At 68.0% G+C, this 19,225-nt stretch carries 18 protein-coding genes and 1 riboswitch; of the genes, 10 read left to right on the top strand and 8 right to left on the bottom strand.

What is annotated here, in order from left to right; all coding sequences use genetic code 11:
- Positions 1–9: 9 nt before the first annotated feature.
- Together AT699_RS29630 and AT699_RS29625 are read right to left on the bottom strand one after the other, a co-directional pair.
- Positions 10–1,437 carry an amidase gene (locus AT699_RS29630; RefSeq protein ID WP_024070712.1) on the bottom strand — a complete coding sequence of 476 codons (1,428 nt, stop codon included), beginning with the start codon at positions 1,435–1,437 and terminating at the stop codon, positions 10–12.
- 93 nt (positions 1,438–1,530) lie between these two features.
- Positions 1,531–2,835: an MFS transporter gene (locus AT699_RS29625; protein WP_024070711.1), complete on the bottom strand. Its 1,305-nt coding sequence runs from the start codon at positions 2,833–2,835 to the stop codon at positions 1,531–1,533.
- Positions 2,836–2,946: 111 nt separating this feature from the next.
- Here AT699_RS29625 and AT699_RS29620 point away from each other — a divergent pair, with 111 nt between their 5' ends.
- Positions 2,947–3,921: an Lrp/AsnC family transcriptional regulator gene (locus AT699_RS29620; RefSeq protein WP_006389769.1), complete on the top strand. Its 975-nt coding sequence runs from the start codon at positions 2,947–2,949 to the stop codon at positions 3,919–3,921.
- 12 nt (positions 3,922–3,933) lie between these two features.
- On the opposite strand, the gene AT699_RS29615 is transcribed toward AT699_RS29620, so the two are convergent.
- Entirely contained in the window at positions 3,934–4,857 is a 924-nt protein-coding gene (locus tag AT699_RS29615; protein ID WP_024070710.1) for a LysR family transcriptional regulator, read from the bottom strand.
- A 131-nt stretch (positions 4,858–4,988) separates the two neighbouring features.
- Between AT699_RS29615 and AT699_RS29610 the strand changes: the two genes are divergently transcribed.
- The 9 genes from AT699_RS29610 (at position 4,989) to metF (ending at position 13,632) form a co-directional block, all read left to right on the top strand.
- Entirely contained in the window at positions 4,989–5,972 is a 984-nt protein-coding gene (locus AT699_RS29610) for a Bug family tripartite tricarboxylate transporter substrate binding protein (RefSeq protein WP_024070709.1), read from the top strand.
- Between the two features lie 60 nt (positions 5,973–6,032).
- Positions 6,033–7,454 carry a 3-isopropylmalate dehydratase large subunit gene (gene leuC / locus AT699_RS29605; RefSeq protein WP_024070708.1) on the top strand — a complete coding sequence of 474 codons (1,422 nt, stop codon included), beginning with the start codon at positions 6,033–6,035 and terminating at the stop codon, positions 7,452–7,454.
- Positions 7,451–8,089 (top strand): 3-isopropylmalate dehydratase small subunit, encoded by a 639-nt coding sequence (gene leuD, locus AT699_RS29600; RefSeq protein WP_006389779.1) that lies wholly within the window; start codon positions 7,451–7,453, stop codon positions 8,087–8,089. Before leuC ends, leuD begins: the two co-directional genes overlap by 4 nt.
- Before the next feature lie 29 nt (positions 8,090–8,118).
- Positions 8,119–9,012: an alpha/beta fold hydrolase gene (locus AT699_RS29595; protein ID WP_024070707.1), complete on the top strand. Its 894-nt coding sequence runs from the start codon at positions 8,119–8,121 to the stop codon at positions 9,010–9,012.
- A gap of 106 nt (positions 9,013–9,118) precedes the next feature.
- On the top strand, positions 9,119–9,355 hold the full coding sequence (locus AT699_RS29590) for a DUF1289 domain-containing protein (protein WP_006389781.1): 237 nt from the start codon (positions 9,119–9,121) through the stop codon (positions 9,353–9,355).
- Positions 9,356–9,434: 79 nt separating this feature from the next.
- Positions 9,435–10,475 carry a glycosyltransferase family 4 protein gene (locus AT699_RS29585; RefSeq protein ID WP_006389782.1) on the top strand — a complete coding sequence of 347 codons (1,041 nt, stop codon included), beginning with the start codon at positions 9,435–9,437 and terminating at the stop codon, positions 10,473–10,475.
- Positions 10,476–10,542: 67 nt separating this feature from the next.
- A riboswitch (S-adenosyl-L-homocysteine riboswitch) is annotated at positions 10,543–10,678 on the top strand.
- 100 nt (positions 10,679–10,778) lie between these two features.
- Complete coding sequence (ahcY, locus tag AT699_RS29580; RefSeq protein ID WP_006389783.1) at positions 10,779–12,197, top strand: adenosylhomocysteinase; 1,419 nt, start codon at positions 10,779–10,781, stop codon at positions 12,195–12,197.
- A 120-nt stretch (positions 12,198–12,317) separates the two neighbouring features.
- Positions 12,318–12,653, top strand: a complete 336-nt coding sequence (locus tag AT699_RS29575) for a phage holin family protein (RefSeq protein ID WP_006389784.1) — start codon at positions 12,318–12,320, stop codon at positions 12,651–12,653.
- A gap of 136 nt (positions 12,654–12,789) precedes the next feature.
- A complete protein-coding gene (metF, locus tag AT699_RS29570) occupies positions 12,790–13,632 on the top strand; it encodes a methylenetetrahydrofolate reductase [NAD(P)H] (RefSeq protein ID WP_020925929.1) in 843 nt (280 codons plus the stop codon).
- 167 nt (positions 13,633–13,799) lie between these two features.
- Here metF and AT699_RS29565 read toward each other — a convergent pair whose 3' ends face one another.
- The 5 genes from AT699_RS29565 to AT699_RS29545 all read right to left on the bottom strand — a co-directional run bounded on the left by AT699_RS29565 (position 13,800) and on the right by AT699_RS29545 (position 19,107).
- Positions 13,800–14,798, bottom strand: a complete 999-nt coding sequence (locus AT699_RS29565) for a tripartite tricarboxylate transporter substrate-binding protein (protein ID WP_024070706.1) — start codon at positions 14,796–14,798, stop codon at positions 13,800–13,802.
- Between the two features lie 153 nt (positions 14,799–14,951).
- Entirely contained in the window at positions 14,952–15,815 is an 864-nt protein-coding gene (locus tag AT699_RS29560) for a proteasome-type protease (protein WP_006389787.1), read from the bottom strand.
- Between the two features lie 55 nt (positions 15,816–15,870).
- On the bottom strand, positions 15,871–16,674 hold the full coding sequence (locus tag AT699_RS29555) for a transglutaminase family protein (protein ID WP_024070704.1): 804 nt from the start codon (positions 16,672–16,674) through the stop codon (positions 15,871–15,873).
- A 13-nt stretch (positions 16,675–16,687) separates the two neighbouring features.
- Positions 16,688–17,674, bottom strand: coding sequence for an alpha-E domain-containing protein (locus tag AT699_RS29550; RefSeq protein ID WP_006389789.1), 987 nt, complete (start codon positions 17,672–17,674; stop codon positions 16,688–16,690).
- A 2-nt stretch (positions 17,675–17,676) separates the two neighbouring features.
- Positions 17,677–19,107 (bottom strand): circularly permuted type 2 ATP-grasp protein, encoded by a 1,431-nt coding sequence (locus tag AT699_RS29545; protein WP_024070703.1) that lies wholly within the window; start codon positions 19,105–19,107, stop codon positions 17,677–17,679.
- Positions 19,108–19,225: the final 118 nt, after the last annotated feature.

Below are 19,225 nucleotides of genomic sequence, written 5' to 3'. Positions count from 1 at the left end.
AGGTTGGGATCAGAGACCCCAGGCTGACAGGTCGGGCGTGCGCAAGACCGGCGCCAGGATGCGTTCCAGCGCGGCGGCGCAGTCCAGCAGCGCGGCATCCGCGCCGGCGGGCGCCAGCAACTGCACCGCCATCGGCATGCCGTCGACGTCATGGCCGGCCGGCAATGCGATGGCCGCCGCGCCCAGGAAGTTGGCCGGACGCAGCAGCTTGCCCAGGCTGGTGTGGCGCGTGTCGGCAGGGTCCAGCGCCTGCGCGGCCTGGTCGCAGGCCGGCATCAGCAAGGCATTGATGCCCTGCATGGCGGCGGCGAACGTGGCCATGTCCGCATGCCGCCGTTGCAACGCGGCGGCGTAGTCGGCCGGCGCGATGCGGCCGCCGGCGGCGATGCGCGTGCGCACCACTTCCCACAGCGGTTGATCCGGGTCGTCGGCCAGGTGGCCGAAATGGCGGTAGGCCTCGTAGGCCAATACCAGCGAGTTGTCGTCCGCCATGCGCGCGAACGACAACGACGTCGGCGGATGCCAGGCCTGGGGCGTGATGCCGGCCTGGTCCAGCCGTTCCTGCGCTTCGTGCCAGATCCGCAGGCCTTCGTCGGCCAGTGTCGCGGGCCAGGCCTGTGGCGCCAGCACGGCCACGGCGCCGCCACGGCGGGCGGCCGGACGCCGCAGGGCGGCGATGCTGGCAGCGGGCAGGGCCAGCGTGGCGACATCATCGATGTCGGGGCCGGCCAGCAATTGCGTCAGCAGGCGGGCGTCGGCCACGCTGCGGCAGATCGGCCCCAGCACGTCCAGCGTTTCGGACAACGGCAGGCAGCCAGCGCGGCTGATCACGCCAGAGGACGGCTTGTAGCCGACCACGCCATTGAGCGCCGCCGGCGCGCGCACTGAGCCGCCGGTGTCGCCGCCCACCGCCAGGGGCGCCAGGCCGGCCGCCACCGCCACGCCGGCCCCGCTGGACGAACCGCCGGGCGCGCGCGCGGTGGCGGCATCCCACGGGTTGCGGGCCGTGCCCTGTGTCGGGTTCTGGCCCGACAGGCCGAACGCGAATTCAGTCATGCGGGTCTTGCCCAGGATCACCATGCCCTGCGCGGCCAGGGCGCGCGCGGCGGCCGCGGTTTCGTCGCTGATGACGCCGCTACGGGTTTGCGAGCCGCCGCTGGTGACCGTGCCGGCCCAGTGCAGGCTGTCCTTCAACGCCACCGGCACGCCGTGCAGGGGCCCCATGGAGATGCCGGCTGCCAACAGCCGGTCGGCGGCTTCCGCCTGGGCCAGCGCGCGCTCGGCCGTGACCTGGCTGTAGGCGGCCAGCGCCGGCGCGCGCTCGATGCGGTCGAGAAAGTGGACGGTGACCTGGCGGGAGCTGATTGCGCCGTCACGGATGGCGCGCGCGAGTTCGCGGGCTTCGCGGAAATGCAGGGGAGTGTCTTGGTCGGGCATGGCGCTCACGGAAATGGAAAAGCTTTCCGGCCCTGGCGGAGCCGGAAAGCGCTGTGGGGAGGCGTCGGGGCGCGGTTGCGCACGCGTCGGGGACTACTTCAGCGACTGCCCGCGGGTCTCCGGCATGCGGATGAAGGTGATCAGCGTGATGACGGCGCCGGCCAGCACGTAATAGAAGAACCAACGCTCCATGCCCTTGCTTTGCAGCCAGGTCAGCAGGTACGGGGTGGTGCCGCCCAACAGCGCCACGACCAGGTTGTAGGGCGTGCCGATACCGACGGCGCGCACGCTGGTGGGGAACTGCTCGGACATGATGGCCGGCGCGATCGAGGTGTACATGGCGTACAGCACCAGGCCGAATAGTTCGACGGCGAGGATCGAGCCGAACGACGGGCCCAGCGTGGTCATCAACGGGTAGAAGAACACCAGATAGCCGGCGGCGAAGAAGATCAGCTGCGGCTTGCGGCCGATGCGGTCCGACAGCATGCCGAACACGGGCTGCACCAGCATGAACACGATCAGCGCGACGGTGTTGGCGGCGAACGCGACCTGCGGATCGGCCTTGACCTGGCGGATGGCGTAGGTCGGCACATAGGCCACGAAGATATAGAAGGCGAACGTGGTCAGGATCGAGAAGCCGACGATGCGCAGCACTTCACGCGGATGTTCGCGCAGCAGGGTGCGCAGCGGCTGCTTTTCGACGCCGGCCTTCTTGGCGTGCGAGAACGCCTCGGTTTCCGGGATCGCGCGGCGGATCCACATGCCGGCCAGGCCACCCAGCGCGCCCAGGAAGAAGGGGATGCGCCAGCCCCAGTCGGCCATTTCGGCCTTGCTCAGGGTCGAGGTCAGCAGCCAGCCCACGGCGGACGCGGCCAGGATGCCCACCGCGGCGCTGAAGAAGACGAAGCTGGAATAGAAGCCGCGCTTGTTGGGCGGCGCCATTTCCGCCAGGAAGGTCGTGGCCGAGGCATACTCTCCGCCCAGCGACAGGCCTTGCAGCAGGCGCGCGGCGGTCAGCAGCAGCGGGGCGGCCAGGCCGATGGTGGCGTAGGTCGGGGTGACGGCGATGATCAGCGAGCCGCCGGCCATCATCAGGATGGTCAGGCCCAGCGCGGCCTTGCGGCCATAGCGGTCCGAGAAGATGCCGAGCACCCAGCCGCCGACGGGCCGCATGAAGAAGCCGACGGCAAAAATACCGAAGGTCGCCAGCAATGCGGCGGTTTCGTTGCCCTCGGGGAAAAACTGCTTCGAAAAGAAGATGGCGAACGACGCATAGATGGTCCAATCGAACCATTCCACCGCATTGCCTACACTACCGGCCAGAATCGTGCGGGCGCGCGACACGGGCGCGGCGTTTGCCCCCTGCGTGGCGCGCAGGGTTGCGGAAGGGGTACTCATAACGTCCTCTGTTTTATTTTTGGTCAAATAGACCGTTAAATTTTGTGTTTTTATCAATGCGCGAACGTTAGATTAATGAATATAGTCACGTCAAGTAAGGGTAAGCCCCTAATGCCGGCGCTCGATGACACCGATCTCGCCTGCCTGATCGCCCTGCAGGCCGACCCGCGCGCGTCCTGGCGCGAGCTGGGGGCGGCCACCGGTATCGCCGAACGCACCGTGGCGCGGCGCATCAAGCGGCTGATGGACGCCGACGCCCTGCGGGTCATCGCCGAAGCCGATCCGCTGGCCACGGGTCGTGGCGTGGTGCTGCATGCCTGGGTGCGCTGCCGGTCGGGACGCGTGGCCGAGGCGGCCGACGCCCTGGCGCAGCTTGGCATCACTCAGCTCGTGGTGACGCTGGCCGGCACGGCCGATTTGATGGCGGAACTGACGCTGGCGGACGCGGCCGACATGCCCGACGTGGTGACGCGGGTGCTGCCGTCGATCGATGGCGTCGAGCATGTGGAGGCGCGATTGGTGCTGCGGCCATTCCGCCGCGCTGGTCAATGGCGCATCCAGGCCGGCGACGCCCCGCCCGAGGGGCCGGAGTCCGCCGTTACGCAGCCGCCCGCAGCGCTGACCGAGTCCGAACAGCGCATCGTCGGGCACCTGATGCGCGACGGCCGCGCCAGCCTGGCCGAGCTGGCCGCGCATGCCGACGTCAGCGAGCCCACTGCCCATCGCCTGCTGCAGCATCTGGTGGAGCGGCGCGCGCTGAGCTTTCGCGTGGAAGTCGAGCCCGCCCTGGTGGGCTTTCCGGTCGAGGCGGTGATCTCGGTGCAGGTGCGGCCGCAGGCGGTCGATGCCCTGGCCGCGCACCTGGCGCTGGATCCGAATACGCGCTGCCTGTTCGGCACCAGCGGCGCCTCGCAACTGTTCTGGCACGTGCTGTGCCGCGACAGCCTGCACCTGTGGGACGTGGTCACGCGCAGGCTGGGTGAACTCGATGGCGTGTTGGCCAGTGAAGTGGGCGTGGTGATGCGCGCCTACAAGCGCTGCGGCATCGTGCGCGAGGGCGCGCGGCTGGGCGCTGACGCCGCCTGAGCGGCCGCGCAATCACCAGATCGCGGCCTGCGAACCCGGCGCGCGCAGGTGGCGGGCGAAGCGCTGCGCCAGGAAATCGACGAAGGCCAATGTCTTGGCAGGCAGGTTCAGCCGCTCCGGGTACAGCACATGGATGTCGGCCGGCGGCGTCGCCCAGTCGGTCAGCACCTGGCGGAGGCGGCCGGCGCGCAGCAGCGCGGCGGTCTCCCATTCCGAACGCATGACGATGCCGTGGCCGTCCAGGGCCCATTCCAGCGCGCTCTGGCCGTCATTCGAACTGACCGGGCCGCGCACTTTCACGGTTTCCGTGCGCGCGCCGGATTCGAGCCGCCAGGTGCCGTAGGCGACGTCGTTCTCGCGCACCACGATGCAGCGATGCCGTTGCAGATCGCCCGGCGCGCGCGGCTCGCCAAAGGTGTCCAGGTAGCGCGGCGACGCGCACAGCAGGCGCCGATTGGAGGCGATCTTGCGCGCGGTCAGGCGGGCGTCGGGCAGGTCGCCGAAGCGCACCGCGGCATCGAAGCCTTCTTCGATCAGGTTCAGGGGCCTGTCGGTCAGGCGCAGCTGCACTTCGACTTCAGGGTATTGCCGCGCAAAATCGGAGATGGCGGGCGCCACGTGGGCACGGCCGAAACCGAAGGTGGCGTTCAGGCGCAGCAAGCCCTGCGGCTGGGCGCGGCTGCTGGACACGGATCGTTCCAGTGCCTGCAGATCGGCCAGGATACGGCTGCCCTCGGCCAGGTACAGCTCACCCTCCTGCGTGACGCTGACGCGTCGCGTGCTGCGATTGAGCAGCCGCACGCCCAGGCGCTGCTCAAGCTTGGCCAGCCGCGTGCTGACGGCGGGCGGCGTCAGACCCAGTTCGCGCGCGGCCGCCGACAGGTTGCCGTGCTTGACCAGTAGCGAGAAGAAGGCGAGATCGGAGAGCGCATCCATGGCTTTATTTATAAATAATATTTAATAAAGATTTATTTATTTCACCAATTATAAGAATGGAACGGGCTTATACACTGGGCTGACCGATAGCAGAGCCGCCTGACGCGGCCACCCATGAGGAGACTCGACCCATGAACCCCCCCCATCTGTTGCGCACGGTGTGCGCGTTGGCCGCCGCGGCGTCCTGTTGGATGACGCCAGCCACTGCCGCCGACGCCTTCCCGCAGCGTCCGGTCACCTTGATCGTGCCGTTCGCGCCCGGCGGCAGCGTCGATATCGCCGCCCGCCTGATTTCCGACGCCTGGGGCAAGACCCTGGGCCAGAGCGTGATCGTCGAGAATCGCGCCGGCGCGTCCGGCAATATCGGCATGGCCGCCGTGGCCCGCGCCGAGCCGAACGGCTACACGCTGGCCATCAACACCATGTCGCTGGCGATCAACCCGGCGTTGTTTCGCAACATGCCGTTCGACACCGCGCGCGACCTGCGTTCGGTCGGCACGGTGGGCACCTCGCAGCATGTGCTGACGGTGTCGCCGTCGCTGCCGGTGAACAATGTCAAGGAACTGCTCGACTACATCCGCGCGCGTCCCGCCAATGAACTGAGCTTCGGTTCGGCCGGCACCGGCAGCACCTTCCACATGGCCGCCGAGCTGTTCAAGTCGGTGTCCGGCACGCAGATCCTGCACGTGCCCTACAAGGGCGGCGGTCCGGCCATGGTGGACACCATCAGCGGCCAGGTGCAGATGAGCTTCCCCGTGCTGTCCGCGGCCAAGCCGCAGGTGGACGGCAAGAAGCTCAAGGCGCTGGGCGTCACCGGCACCACGCGTTCGCCGCTGCTGCCGGACGTGCCCACCATCGCCGAGTCCGGCCTGCCCGGCTACGCCTTCACCACCTGGTTCGTGATCAGCGCGCCCGCCGGCACGCCGCAGGCGGTGGTGGACACGCTCAACGTCAGGCTGGCGCAGGCGCTGCAATCGGCCGAGCTGTCCGAACGCATGCGCCGCGAGGGCTTCGATCCGCTGGTCTCCACGCCCGCAGAGACCGATGCCATGGTCAAGGGCGAGATGACGCGCTGGGCCGGCATCGTCAAGGACGCCGGCATCGAGGCGAACTGAGCGGCGACACAGGTTTCATCGCGCCCCGCGCGGGCGCGTTTTTTGCAAGGAAGCACCGACATGCCCGGCATGACGCTATACGACAAGCTGGTGGCCAGCCATGAGGTGGCCCGCATCGACGATGAACACATCCTGCTGTACGTGGATCTGCACATCATGAACGAGTACACCAGTCCGCAGGCCTTCAGCGGCCTGGCCGCGCGCGGCCGCCAGGCGCTGCGGCCCGGCCAGCAGATGGCGGTGGTGGATCACATCATTCCCACCCATCCGGTGCCGGCCGCGCTGCGCGTGATTCCCGACGATGCCTCGTCGCGCCAGGCCCGCAATCTCAAGCGCAATTGCGACGAGCAGCGCATCGCGCTGTTCGACACCACCGACCCGCTGCAGGGCATCGAGCACGTGATCGCGCCCGAGCACGGCATGATCCTGCCGGGCATGGTGGTGCTGTGCGGCGACAGCCACACCACCACCTATGGCGCGCTGGGGGCGCTGGGCTTTGGCATCGGCACCTCGGAAGTCGAACACATCCTTGCCACCCAGACCCTGGTGTACCGGGTCGCGCGCAACATGCGCATCCGCGTCGACGGTCATCTGCCCGCCGGCGTGTCGGCCAAGGATTTGGTGATCTACGTGGTGCATCGCATCGGCGCGCAGGGCGCGCGCGGCCACGCGGTGGAATACTGCGGCAGCGCCATCGATGGCCTGTCGGCAGAGGCCCGCATGACCCTGTGCAACATGACGGTGGAAGCCGGCGCCCGCGCCGCGCTGATCGCGCCCGACGCCACCACCGACGCCTATGTCGCCGCCCGTGCCCGGCACCTGGACGCCGCGGAACTGGCGCAGGCGCGCGCCTATTGGGCGACCCTGCGCTCGGACGCCGATGCGGTGTTCGACGCCGAACATGTCTTCGACGCCAGGAAAATCGCGCCCTTCGTGACCTGGGGCACCAGCCCCGACCAGGCCATGCCGATCACCGGCACGGTCCCCGATCCCCAGTCCGAGCCGGACGCGCTGGCGCGCCTGGCGCTGGAAAAGGCCGTGGAATACATCGGCCTGCAACCGGGCGCGCCGATCGCCGGCGTGCCCATCGATCGGGTCTTCATCGGCTCGTGCACCAACGGCCGCATCGAGGACCTGCGCGTGGTGGCCGATGTCGTGCGCGGGCGCAAGGTGGCCGGCGGCGTGCGCGCGATGGTGGTGCCCGGCTCGGGCGCGGTGCGCGCCCAGGCCGAGGCCGAAGGCATCGCCGCCACGCTGGTCGACGCCGGTTTCGAATGGCGCCAGCCGGGCTGTTCGATGTGCCTGGCCATGAACGACGACGTGCTGCGGCCGGGCGAGCGCTGCGCGTCCACCACCAATCGTAACTTCGAAGGCCGCCAGGGCCGCGCCGGACGCACCCATCTGATGAGCCCCGCCATGGCCGCCGCCGCCGCCCTGGCCGGCCGCATCGTCGACGTGCGCGACCTGGAGAACCCGCAATGAACCAGATCATCAGCGGCGTCGCCGCGCCCCTGCCGTATTCCAATCTGGACACCGACCAGATCATGCCCAAGCAGTTCCTGCGCATCATCGACAAGGCCGGGCTGGATCGTGGCCTGCTCTATGACCTGCGCTTTGACGCCGACGGTGCGCCGCGTCCGGACTGCGTGCTGAACCAGCCCGCCTACGCCGGCGCCGCGGTGCTGGTGGCAGGGCCCAATTTCGGTTGCGGCTCCAGCCGCGAGCACGCGGTCTGGGGCCTCATGCAGTACGGCATCCGCGCGGTCGTGGCCGCCAGCTTCGGCGAGATTTTCTACTTCAACGCGCTCAACAACGGCCTGCTGCTGGTGAGCCTGCCGCCGGCCGACGTTGACGCGCTGCTGGCGCGGGTGTCCGATCCCGCCGGCAACCGCGTCGAGATCGATGCGCTGGCGGGCACGGTGCGGGCCGCGGACGGCTGGAGCGGGCATTTCGACCTGCCGGCGCGGCACCGCCGCATGTTTTCGCAGGGGCAGGACATGGTGGGTGCCTCGTTACAGCAATTGGCGGATGTGGAACACTTCGAGGCCGGCCACTGGGCCCGGCATCCCTGGATGAAAGACGTGGCGCGCCGCGTGCGCGACCGGCTCGGCCAATGAACGCCACAGACTGAGAGGCACAGACCGCAATGACCGCATTCTTCAATCTGCCCGTGCGCCGCCACGAGGTCAATGGCATCCACATCGCCGCCCGTGTCGATGCCTCGGGACCGCCCTTGCTGCTGTTGCACGGCCATCCGCAGACCCACGCCATCTGGCATCGCGTCTGGCCCGAACTGACGCGCCGCCACACCTGCGTGGCCGCCGACCTGCGCGGCTATGGCGACAGCGACAAGCCCGCGGCCACGCCGGACCACGCCGCGCATTCCAAGCGCGTCATGGCGGCCGACATGGTGGCGCTGATGCGCGCCCTGGGGCACGAGCGCTTCGACATCCTGGCCCACGACCGCGGCGCCCGCGTGGCGCACCGGCTGGGCCTGGACCACGCGGAGGCGGTCGGACGCATGATGCTGCTGGATATCGCGCCGACGCTGGACATGTACGAAAACACCACCCGCGCCTTCGCCCAGGCCTACTATCACTGGTTCTGGCTGATCCAGCCCGCGCCCATGCCCGAGACCATGATCGAGCGCGATCCGGTGTTCTACCTGCGTTCGGTGATGGGCGGCCGCCCCGGCGGGCTGGCGCATTTTTCCGACGAGGCGATGGCCGAGTACGAGCGCACGGCGCGCCTGCCGGGCTGGGCCACCGGTATCTGCGAAGACTACCGCGCCTCCGCCACGCTGGACCTGGAGCATGACCGCCAGGGCCGCGCGGCCGGCGAGCGCCTGCGCATGCCGCTGCGCGTGCTGTGGGGCGAGCGCGGCGCGGTCGGGCGCAATTTCGACGTGCTGGGGTTGTGGCGGGCGGTGGCCGACGAGGTCGACGGCGGGCCGTTGCCCGGCGCCCACTATCTGGCCGAAGAAACCCCGGACGCGTTGCTGCGCGAGGTATCCGCCTTCTTCGGCTGGGAGCGGAAGTAGGGGCAAATGCGGTCCGGATTGACCCCTTCCCGCGTTGTCAATCAAGCCACGGCGGGCGATAGGGCTATCCAAAAAGGGACGCACCGCTGGTGTTAACCTTTCGGCCATGAATCCGTCTTTTGCCGATCTGACCGAGTTGCCCGAGCCCGAGGACGCGCAGCGTGCCTTCCGCACCTCGGATTCCCCCTGCGTTGCCGTTTGTTCCACGCTGTTCGACGATATCTGCCGGGGCTGCGGCCGCACGGCCATGGAAGTGGCCAACTGGGTCTTCATGACGGAAGAGGAAAAGCGCGAAGTCTGGACCCGCATCAAGGCGCAAGGGTATCCCCGCCGCAACAACTAGGCCGGCCGCGCCGGGCGCGGTCTTGAGGGTGTCACATGGCGCGGGCTAAATCGCGCTATTGCCCACTTCCGGCCCCATCATGCGCATCGTCCTGGTTACGGATGCCTGGCATCCGCAAGTCAATGGCGTCGTCCGCACCTGGACGACCATGCAGCAGATCCTCACCGAGTGGGGCCACGAACTGATCGTGGTGAATCCCCAGGGCAGCCGCACCGTGCCGGCCCCGTCCGAGCCGGACCTGCGGCTGTGCCTGCAGCCGGGACGGCAACTGCGCCGCATCCTGGGCGATACCGTGCCCGACGCGCTCCACATCGCCACCGAAGGCCCGCTGGGCCTGGCGGCGCGCCGCATGGCGCTGTCGCGCGGCTGGCGCTTCACCACCTCGTTCCACACGATGTTCCCCGACTACCTGCAGGCGCGCATGGGCATTCCGGCCGCGCTGCCGTGGCGCTTCCTGCGCTGGTTTCACCGGCCGTCGCAATGCGTGCTGGTGCCCACGCCGACGGTGCGCGACATCCTGGTGCGGCGCGGCTTCGCCAATCTGCGCATCTGGTCGCGCGGTGTCGATCCCCGCAAATTCCAGCCCACCCCCGGCCAGGCGTTCCAGGACCTGCCGCGGCCCGTCTTCCTGTCGGTCGGCCGCGTGGCGCGCGAGAAGAACCTGGACGCTTTCCTGGCGCTGGACCTGCCCGGCAGCAAGGTGGTGGTGGGCGCGGGCCCCGACGAGGCGCGTCTGAAAAAGCGCTTTCCCCAGGCGGTGTTCCTGGGCATGCAGAACGACGAGGCCCTGCCGGCGTTCTACGGCGCGGCGGATGTCTTCGTGTTTCCCAGCCTGACGGACACGTTCGGCCTGGTGATGCTGGAGGCCATGGCCTGCGGCACGCCGGTGGCGGCGTTCCGCAGCGAAGCGCCGCTGGCGGTGGTGACGCAAGGCGTCACCGGTTTCCTGGATGACGACCTGGCCCATGCCTGCCGCGCCGCCTTGCCGCTGGACCGGCACGCCGTGCGCGAGCACGCCCTGACGCGCAGCTGGGACGCCGTGGCCACGGATCTGCTGGCATCGCTGGTGCCGCTGACCCCCGGCGCGGAGCTGGCCGGGCCCTTGGCCCCGGCAGGCTGACCGCCGCCGATCCGACATTGCATGTCGGGCTTTCCACTGCCCGGGCCAAACCGGTACAATGCCCGTCAATCCTGAGGAGCGTTGCGACGACCTTGCGGTTCCCGCCATGTCCCATGGCCCGCGGAACCCGGTTCGCCAGGCTCAGGAATCCTTGTTCAAGCGCCGTGCCTTGCACGGCGTTACAGCAACGGCGCTCACCTTTGTCGCGTACGGCGGAAAAGGCGAGCACTCGAGTGTCGTGGTGGTTTCGCGTTGTCCGGCCGTATCGTGCGCCGTTCGTCATTCACGTGGAGCCTACACACCATGAACGCTGTCACCGATAAATCCTTCTCCGACTACATCGTCGCCGACCTGTCGCTGGCAGGCTGGGGCCGTCGCGAGCTGGCCATCGCCGAAACCGAAATGCCCGGCCTGATGGCCATCCGCGAAGAGTTCGCCGCCAAGCAGCCGCTCAAGGGCGCCCGCATCGCCGGCAGCCTGCACATGACCATCCAGACCGGCGTTCTGATCGAAACGCTGGTGGCGCTGGGCGCCGAAGTGCGCTGGGCCTCGTGCAACATCTTCTCGACCCAGGACCACGCCGCCGCCGCCATCGCCGCGTCGGGCACGCCGGTCTTCGCCGTCAAGGGCGAAACGCTGGAAGAGTACTGGCAGTACACCCACAAGATCTTCGAATGGCCCAATGGCCAGAACGCCAACATGATCCTCGACGACGGCGGCGACGCCACGTTGATGCTGCACCTGGGCACCAAGGCCGAGAAGGACATCTCGGTGCTGGCCAACCCCGGCAGCGAAGAAGAGCGCGTGCTGTTCGCCGCCATCAAGAAAACGCTCGAGCGTGATCCGAAGTGGTACTCGACGCGCCTGGCCCTGATCAAGGGCGTGACCGAGGAAACCACCACCGGCGTGCACCGCCTGTACCAGATGTCGCAGAAGGGCGAGCTGGCCTTCGCGGCCATCAACGTCAACGACTCGGTCACCAAGTCCAAGTTCGACAACCTGTACGGCTGCCGCGAATCGCTGGTCGACGGCATCAAGCGCGCCACCGACGTGATGGTCGCCGGCAAGATCGCCGTGGTCGCCGGCTATGGCGACGTGGGCAAGGGTTGCGCCCAGGCGCTGGTCGCCCTGCGCGCCCAGGTGTGGGTCACCGAAATCGACCCGATCTGCGCCCTGCAGGCCGCCATGGAAGGCTTCAAGGTCGTGACCATGGAAGAAGCCGCCGCCCATGGCGACATCTTCGTCACCGCCACCGGCAACTACCACGTCATCACGCGTGAGCACATGAACGCCATGAAGGACCAGGCGATCGTCTGCAACATCGGCCACTTCGACAACGAAATCGACGTCGCCAGCCTGGCCGACTGCAAGTGGGAAGAGATCAAGCCGCAAGTCGACCACGTCATCTTCCCGGACGGCAAGCGCATCATCCTGCTGGCCCAAGGCCGCCTGGTGAACCTGGGCTGCGCCACCGGCCACCCCTCGTTCGTGATGTCGTCGTCGTTCGCCAACCAGACCATCGCCCAGATCGAGCTGTTCACGCGCAACGAAGCCTACAAGTCGGGCGAAGTCTACGTGCTGCCCAAGCACCTGGACGAGAAGGTCGCGCGCCTGCACCTGAAGAAGCTGGGCGTGAACCTGACCACGCTGCGCAAGGACCAGGCCGACTACATCAGCGTGCCGGTCGAAGGTCCTTACAAGCCGAATCACTACCGCTACTGATGCTTGTAGCAAAATAGGGAAGTGCCGCGCCATGTCGGCGCGGGCTTTCCGGTCCGCGGGGCTCGCCCGTCTCGCCTGGCGACGACGGGGCCGCGGAGCGTCAATACAGGAGGTCGAACAATGGCATTGATACTCGTCTGGATCCTGAACGCGGTGGCCCTGTTGGCCGTTGCCTACCTGCTGCCCGGCATCACCGTGGCCAGCTTCGGTTCGGCGCTCATTGCCGCGCTGGTGCTGGGTCTGGTCAACATGCTGGTCAAGCCGGTGCTGGTGCTGCTGACACTGCCCATCACGATCGTCACGCTCGGTCTCTTCCTCATCGTCATCAACGCCTTGTTGTTCTGGTTCGTCGGCTCCGTGCTGAAGGGCTTCCAGGTCAACGGGTTCTGGTGGGCCGTGGGCGGTGCGATCCTGTACAGCATCATCTCGGGCCTGCTTACCAAACTGATCCCCTGAATTCCCACCCCCGAGCGCCACGCGCTCCCCCTCAAGGGGGCGTGCCAGCGGGCCGGCAAAGCCGGCTCCGCGGCACCCCGAGGGGGCGGCACCTGTTTCATGCGATGCGCATGGCGCTATGGATAACTGATCCGATATGTCCGACTCGACTTCTCCGGCTTTCAGCCTGGAATTCTTTCCGCCTCGCGACCTGGCCGGCCAGGAGCGGCTGGTCCGCGCGGCCAAGCAGATGCTGGCGATCCAGCCCAAGTACGTCAGCGTGACGTTCGGCGCCGGCGGCTCCACCCGCGCCGGCACGGCCGACGCGGTGCGCACGCTGCGTAACCTGGGCTGCGATGCGGCGCCGCACCTGTCGTGCGTCGGCGCCTCGCGCCAGGACCTGCGGGACATCCTGCAGGCCTACAAGAACGAAGGCGTGCGGCGCGTGGTCGCCCTGCGCGGCGACCTGCCCTCGGGCATGGGCGGCGACGCCGGCGAACTGCGCTACGCCAACGAACTGGTGTCGTTCATCCGCGAGGAAACGGGCGATTGGTTCCACATCGAAGTGGCGGCCTATCCCGAAATGCACCCGCAGGCCGCCAATCCGTCGGCGGATCTGGATCACTTCGTGGCCAAGGTCAAGGCGGGCGCCAATGCCGCCATCACCCAGTACTTCTTCAACGCCGACGCCTACTTCGACTTCGTCGACCGGGCCCAGGCCAAGGGTGTGCGGGTGCCGATCGTGCCGGGCATCATGCCCATCACCAACCACACCCAGCTGCTGCGCTTCTCGGAAATGTGCGGCGCCGAAGTGCCACGCTGGATCCGCCTGCGCCTGGCCGAACTGGGCGATGACAAGGCCTCGATCCGCGCCTTCGGCGTGGATGTGGTCACCGAGCTGTGCCAGAACCTGCTGGACAACGGCGCGCCCGGCCTGCACTTCTACACCCTCAACCATGCCGAAGCGCCGCTGGCGGTGTGGAAGGAACTGAGCGTGTAGCAGCCAGGCTGCTCGTCAGGCGGCAACGGAAAGGCCGGCAATCATTGCCGGCCTTTTTTTCGACGTGTCAGAGCCACGTCGCGGGGCTGCCGGCATGCGCCTCTTGCCGCCGCCACTTGTCGGCAGGGCGGTGGCGGCAGGCGCACGTCCGGGGCGAGCCCGGTGCTTCAGTCCGCGTACACGCCCGCCTTGCGGATGATCGGCCCCCACTTGTCCACTTCCGACTGCAGCCAGCTTTGCAGGCCGGCCGGCGTCTGCTTGGCCTCGGGCACGATCTCCGCGCCCAGTTCGGCCATCTTCTGCGTGAAGGCGGGGTCCTTCAGCGCCGCGCGCAGCGACTCATTGAACTTTGCCACCACTTCCGGTGGCGTGCCCTTGGGCGCATAGACGCCATGCCAGACCTTGACCTCGAAGCCCTTCACGCCACTTTCCTGCAGGGTCGGCGAGTCCGGCAGCGTCCTGATGCGGTCGAGCGTGGTGACGCCGTACAGCTTCACCCGCTGCGCCTTGATGTGCGGAATGGTCTGCGTGGTCTGGTCGCACAGCACATCCACCTGGCCGCCCAGCAACGCCGTCAGCGCGGGCGCGGTGCCGGCATACGGAATGGTGGTGAACTGCGTCCCGAGCGCTTCCTGCAGCAGCATGCCGCACAACTGCGAGACCGCGCCCAGGCCGGCGTTGGCCAGGTTGATCTTGTTGCCATTGGCGCGCGCGTACTTGATGAATTCGACCATGTCGCCCGGCGGCAGGTCCTTGCGGCCCAGCAGCGTCATGGGGACGTCGGCCACCTGGCCGACGTAGGCGAAGTCGGTGAGCGGGTTGAACGGCAGCTTGCGATACAACGCGGGCGCCGTGGCCATGCCGTTGTGGTGGATCAGGAAGGTATAGCCGTCCGGCGCTGCCCGCGCCACGTGCGTAGCCGCCAGCGTGCCGCCCGCACCCGGACGATTCTCGACCACGATGCTCTGACCCAGCGTCTTGGACATGGCGGCGCCCAGGCTGCGGGCCACTACGTCGGTGGGACCGCCCGCCGCGAACGGCACGACCAGGGAAATGGGATGGTTGGGATAGTTGCTCTGGGCCATGGCTGGGCCGCCGGCCAGGCAGCCCAGCGCCAGCAACGGCACGGCCAGGCGCCGCAGGGCGCGCGGGAAATTCGGGGTCATGTCTCGTCCTTATGGTGTTATGGCGACCCGCAAGACGATGCATGGCGGGCTGGCGCCAGTGTGGCGCGCCAGCCGGAAGATGAGAATTTGCGGTTTTACAAGCCGGGCTTAGGGAAGCGGAAAGCCGGGTTTGTACGGTGAGACAGGTCCTGCCTAGTTCGGCTGGTCCTTCCCCGGGTCTTGCGCCAGCACCTGCGGCGTCGGATAGGCCGGCGGCGTCATGTCCACCGGTTCGGCGCGCAGCGGCTGGTGGATGCGGCTGGCGGGCACCAGCGAGCCGGGGTCTTCAGGACGGGTCCAGAGTGGATCGGGGATCTCGGCGAACACCTGGCGCAGGCGTTCGCCCCACGTGCTGCGGATCATGCGGAAATATTCGTTGTGCTCGTCGATGCTGGCGAAATGGGTGACGCGCAGCGCGTCGGCGTCGTAGACCAGCAGGTCCAGCGGCAGCCCGACCGAGATGTTCGAGCGCAGCGTCGAATCCATGGAGATCAGCGCGCACTTGGCGGCCTCGTCCAGCGAGGTGTCGGGGCGTAGCACGCGGTCCAGGATGGGCTTGCCGTACTTGGCCTCGCCGATCTGGAAGTACGGGCATTCCGAGCCGGCCTCGATGAAGTTGCCGGCCGAATACACTTGGAACAGGCGGCAGCGCTCGCTGCCGATCTGGCCGCCGAAGATCAGGCTGACGTTGAAGTCCACGCCCTGTTCGTGCAGGGCCGCGGCCTCGCGGTGGTAGACCGCGCGCACCGCCGCGCCGACGCGGCGGGTGGCCTCGAACATGTCGGGCGCGTTCCAGACGGTTTCGCCGCCCTCGTCGTGCTGCCGTGCCAGCGCGTTCAGCACGGCCTGGCTGACGGCCAGGTTGCCGGAGGTCATCAGCACCATCATGCGTTCGCCGGGACGCTCGAAGACGGTCATCTTGCGGAATACGCTGATCTGGTCGACCCCGGCATTGGTGCGGGAATCGGACAGGAAAACCAGGCCGGCGTCTAAGCGGGCGGCTACGCAGTAGGTCATGATCGAAAAATGGGAAAAGCCACACCGCATTGTATTGCGGCGTGGCCGGACGGGGTTATTGCTGGGCCGCGGTCTGGACCTGCACGTTGACCTCCATGGATTCCTCGCCGCCGCCGCTGCGCACGCCGCGCACCGGCGAGGCCGAGTCGTAGTCGCGCCCCACCGCCAGGCGGCAGTGGCAATCGGAGGCGAACTGGCGGTTGGTCACGTCCACGCTGGTCCAGCCGGCGCCTGCCAGCCAGACGTCGGCCCAGGCATGGCTGGCGGCGTGCTGGGCCGTGGTGTACAGGTAGCCGCTGACGTAGCGGGCCGGCACGCCCAGGCCGCGCACGCAGGCCAGGAACAGGTGGGCGTGGTCCTGGCAGACGCCATGGCCCAGCGCCAGCACCTGGCCGGCGGCGGTGGTGACGTCAGTGGTGCCGGGCTCGTAGGCGACCCGGTCGTGGATCGCGGTGGCCAGTGTCAGCACGTCGGCGGGCGTGTTCAGGCCGTCGGGCAGCACGGCGTGGGCGAAGGCGAGGATGGTGTCATCAGCCTGCGTCAGCGGCGTCTGCACGCAATAGGCGTGCACCGGCAGGCGGCTGTCCTCGCCGCCCAGCGCGCCCTGCGTCAGCGAGCCGACCAATACCTGCCCGACCACGCGCAGCTCGATCTCGGTGTGCGGGCGGTTCAACGTCAGCGTGTGGGTGATGTTGCCGTAGGCGTCCACCTGCTGCTCGAGCGCGCCGGGCGCCTCGATGTGCCAGCGCAGCACGCGCTGGTGTTCGTCGTCGCGCGGCGTCAGCCGCAGCGTCTGGATGCTGTAGGTGACGGGCGCCGTATAGCGGTAGTGCGTGACGTGCGTGATGATCTGTTTCATGCCTGTCTCCTTGTCATGCCGACAACGGCACCAGGAAGTCCTGGCTGATCCGGTTGCCCAGGTCGTTGATGCGGTCCAGGAAGTGCTCCAGGTACTGGTGCAGGCCGCTGCGCAGGATGTCCTCGACGCGGCCGAATTGCAGTTCGGCGCAGAGCATGCCGGCGCGTCGCTGGGTTTCGGTCGAGCGCTGGTTGGACACACGGGCCAGATCCTCGGATACCGCCCGCATGGCCGCCAGCAGCGAGCGCGGCATGTCGGGATGCAGGATCAGCAGCTCGGCCACGCGGTCCGGCGTGATGACGTCGCGGTACACCTTGCGATAGATCTCCAGCCCGGACACCGAGCTGAGCAGCGCCGACCAGCGGTAGAACTCGCTTTGCAGCGCGCCCGAAGGGCTGCCTTCGCCGCGGCCTTCCTGTTGCTGTTGCTGCGCGCCGTCGCCGTCGCGCTCGTGGAACTTCACATCCAGCATCCGCGCGGTGTTGTCCGCCCGCTCCAGGTGCATGCCGATGCGCAGGAAGTACAGCGCCTCGTCTTCGAGCATGGTGCCGATGGTGACGCCGCGCGCAAGGTGCGAGCGGAACTTGACCCATTCGAAGAACTCGCCCGGGTTGCGTTCCAGCAGGCCGGTGTGCAGGTGCTTGAGCAGTTCCAGCCAGGTGGTGTTGTAGGTCTCCCAGACTTCGGTGGTGAGGCTGCCGCGCACCGCGCGGGCGTTTTCGCGCGCGGCGCGCATGCAGCTGTAGATGGACGAGGGGTTCTCGGCGTCGCGCACCATGTACTGCAGCACGTCCTGCGGCGATATCGCGGCGTGCTTGGCGTGATAGAGGCGGTGCAATTCGGAGATGCGCAGCACGGCGTTCCACGAGCCTTCGCGGGTCTGCGCGTCCTGCGGCAGCAGCGACATCTGCAGGTTCACGTCCAGCATGCGGGCGGTGTTCTCGGCGCGCTCGGTGTAGCGGCACATCCAGAACAGATTGTCGGCGGTTCGGCTCAGCATCGTTATTCCTCCAGAACCCAGGTGTCCTTGGTGCCGCCGCCCTGGCTGCTGTTGACCACCAGCGAGCCTTCGGTCAGCGCCACGCGGCACAGGCCGCCCGGCACCGTGCGGATGTCCTTGCCGCACAGCACGTAGGGGCGCAGGTCGACGTGGCGCGGCGCCACGCCGGATTCAACGTAGGTCGGCACCGTGGACAGGGCCAGCGTGGGCTGCGCGATGTAGTTGGCGGGGTTGGCGCGCACGCGCTCCTTGAACGACTCGACCTCGGCGCGCGAGGCCGACGGACCCACCAGCATGCCGTAGCCGCCGGCGCCATGCACTTCCTTGACCACCAGGTCGTGCATGTTGGCCAGCACGTGCGACAGTTCCTCCGGCCGGCCGCAGCGCCAGGTGGGCACGTTCGACAGGATCGGCTCCTCGCTCAGATAAAAGCGGATCATGTCGGGCACGTAGAGATAGGTGGACTTGTCGTCGGCGATTCCCGTGCCGATCGCATTGGCCAGCGTCACGCGGCCGGCGCGGTACACCGACAGCAGCCCCGGCACGCCCAGCGCCGAGTCGGCGCGGAACGACAACGGATCCAGGAAGTCGTCATCCAGCCGGCGGTAGATCACGTCCACCTTGCGCGGCCCCTGCGTGGTGCGCATGTAGACCGTGTTCTGCTCGACAAAAAGATCCTGGCCCTCCACCAGTTCCACGCCCATCTGCTGCGCCAGGAAGGCGTGCTCGAAATAGGCCGAGTTGTACATGCCGGGCGTCAGCACCACCACCGTGGGATCATCGCCGCCGTGCGGCGCCACTTCGCGCAGGTTGTCCAGCAGCAGGTCTGGGTAGTGCGCCACCGGTTCGACCTTGATGCGGCTGAACGCGTCGGGCATCAGCCGCATCGACATCTTGCGGTTCTCCAGCATGTACGACACACCGGACGGCACCCGCAGGTTGTCCTCCAGCACGTAGAACTCGCCGGCGCCGGCGCGCACGATGTCGACCCCGGCGATGTGGCAGTAGATGTCCTCGGCCACGTCCACATCCTGCATTTCGGGGCGGTACTGGGCGTTCAGGAACACCTGCTCGGCCGGCACCACGCCGGCGCGCACGATCTCATGGCCGTGATAGATGTCGTGGATGAACATGTTGAGCGCCCGCACGCGCTGTTTCAGGCCGGCCTCCAGGCGGCGCCATTCGTCGGCGGGAATGATGCGCGGGATCATGTCGAACGGGATCAGGCGCTCGGTGCCGGCGGCGTCGCCCGCCACCGAAAAAGTGATGCCGACCCGCCGGAAACTCAGGTCGGCCTCCAGGCGGCGCGCCGCCATGGCTTCGGCCGATTGCTCCTGGTGCCAGCGCTCGAAGGCCTGGTAGTGGGAGCGTATGCCGCCTGCGCTGTCGCGCATTTCGTCATAGGCGGCGGGACGGGATGATCTGTCCTTCATGGCTCCTCCGTTGCAGATGCTGACGGCCGGCTTGGGCGCGGCCGTTGTCCGGCCATGCGTGGCCGGTCTGAATGAATAAGCAACCCGTGTGCCAGCTTGGGCTGGCGCCGACGGGGGG

The sequence above is a fragment of the Achromobacter xylosoxidans genome (assembly GCF_001457475.1).
GTDB classification, from domain to species: domain Bacteria; phylum Pseudomonadota; class Gammaproteobacteria; order Burkholderiales; family Burkholderiaceae_B; genus Achromobacter; species Achromobacter xylosoxidans.
This window is presented reverse-complemented; position numbering and strand designations above follow the sequence as displayed.

Excerpts from the sequence above, each read along its gene's own strand:
- leuC (WP_024070708.1), top strand. The coding sequence starts at position 6,033 with ATGCCCGGCATGACGCTATACGACAAGCTGGTGGCCAGCCATGAGGTG.
- AT699_RS29555 (WP_024070704.1), bottom strand. The coding sequence starts at position 16,674 with ATGAAACAGATCATCACGCACGTCACGCACTACCGCTATACGGCGCCC.
- AT699_RS29610 (WP_024070709.1), top strand. The coding sequence starts at position 4,989 with ATGAACCCCCCCCATCTGTTGCGCACGGTGTGCGCGTTGGCCGCCGCG.
- metF (WP_020925929.1), top strand. The coding sequence starts at position 12,790 with ATGTCCGACTCGACTTCTCCGGCTTTCAGCCTGGAATTCTTTCCGCCT.
- AT699_RS29550 (WP_006389789.1), bottom strand. The coding sequence starts at position 17,674 with ATGCTGAGCCGAACCGCCGACAATCTGTTCTGGATGTGCCGCTACACC.
- AT699_RS29585 (WP_006389782.1), top strand. The coding sequence starts at position 9,435 with ATGCGCATCGTCCTGGTTACGGATGCCTGGCATCCGCAAGTCAATGGC.
- AT699_RS29560 (WP_006389787.1), bottom strand. The coding sequence starts at position 15,815 with ATGACCTACTGCGTAGCCGCCCGCTTAGACGCCGGCCTGGTTTTCCTG.
- AT699_RS29630 (WP_024070712.1), bottom strand. The coding sequence starts at position 1,437 with ATGCCCGACCAAGACACTCCCCTGCATTTCCGCGAAGCCCGCGAACTC.
- ahcY (WP_006389783.1), top strand. The coding sequence starts at position 10,779 with ATGAACGCTGTCACCGATAAATCCTTCTCCGACTACATCGTCGCCGAC.
- AT699_RS29545 (WP_024070703.1), bottom strand. The coding sequence starts at position 19,107 with ATGAAGGACAGATCATCCCGTCCCGCCGCCTATGACGAAATGCGCGAC.
- AT699_RS29565 (WP_024070706.1), bottom strand. The coding sequence starts at position 14,798 with ATGACCCCGAATTTCCCGCGCGCCCTGCGGCGCCTGGCCGTGCCGTTG.
- AT699_RS29620 (WP_006389769.1), top strand. The coding sequence starts at position 2,947 with ATGCCGGCGCTCGATGACACCGATCTCGCCTGCCTGATCGCCCTGCAG.
- leuD (WP_006389779.1), top strand. The coding sequence starts at position 7,451 with ATGAACCAGATCATCAGCGGCGTCGCCGCGCCCCTGCCGTATTCCAAT.
- AT699_RS29590 (WP_006389781.1), top strand. The coding sequence starts at position 9,119 with ATGAATCCGTCTTTTGCCGATCTGACCGAGTTGCCCGAGCCCGAGGAC.
- AT699_RS29615 (WP_024070710.1), bottom strand. The coding sequence starts at position 4,857 with ATGGATGCGCTCTCCGATCTCGCCTTCTTCTCGCTACTGGTCAAGCAC.
- AT699_RS29625 (WP_024070711.1), bottom strand. The coding sequence starts at position 2,835 with ATGAGTACCCCTTCCGCAACCCTGCGCGCCACGCAGGGGGCAAACGCC.
- AT699_RS29575 (WP_006389784.1), top strand. The coding sequence starts at position 12,318 with ATGGCATTGATACTCGTCTGGATCCTGAACGCGGTGGCCCTGTTGGCC.
- AT699_RS29595 (WP_024070707.1), top strand. The coding sequence starts at position 8,119 with ATGACCGCATTCTTCAATCTGCCCGTGCGCCGCCACGAGGTCAATGGC.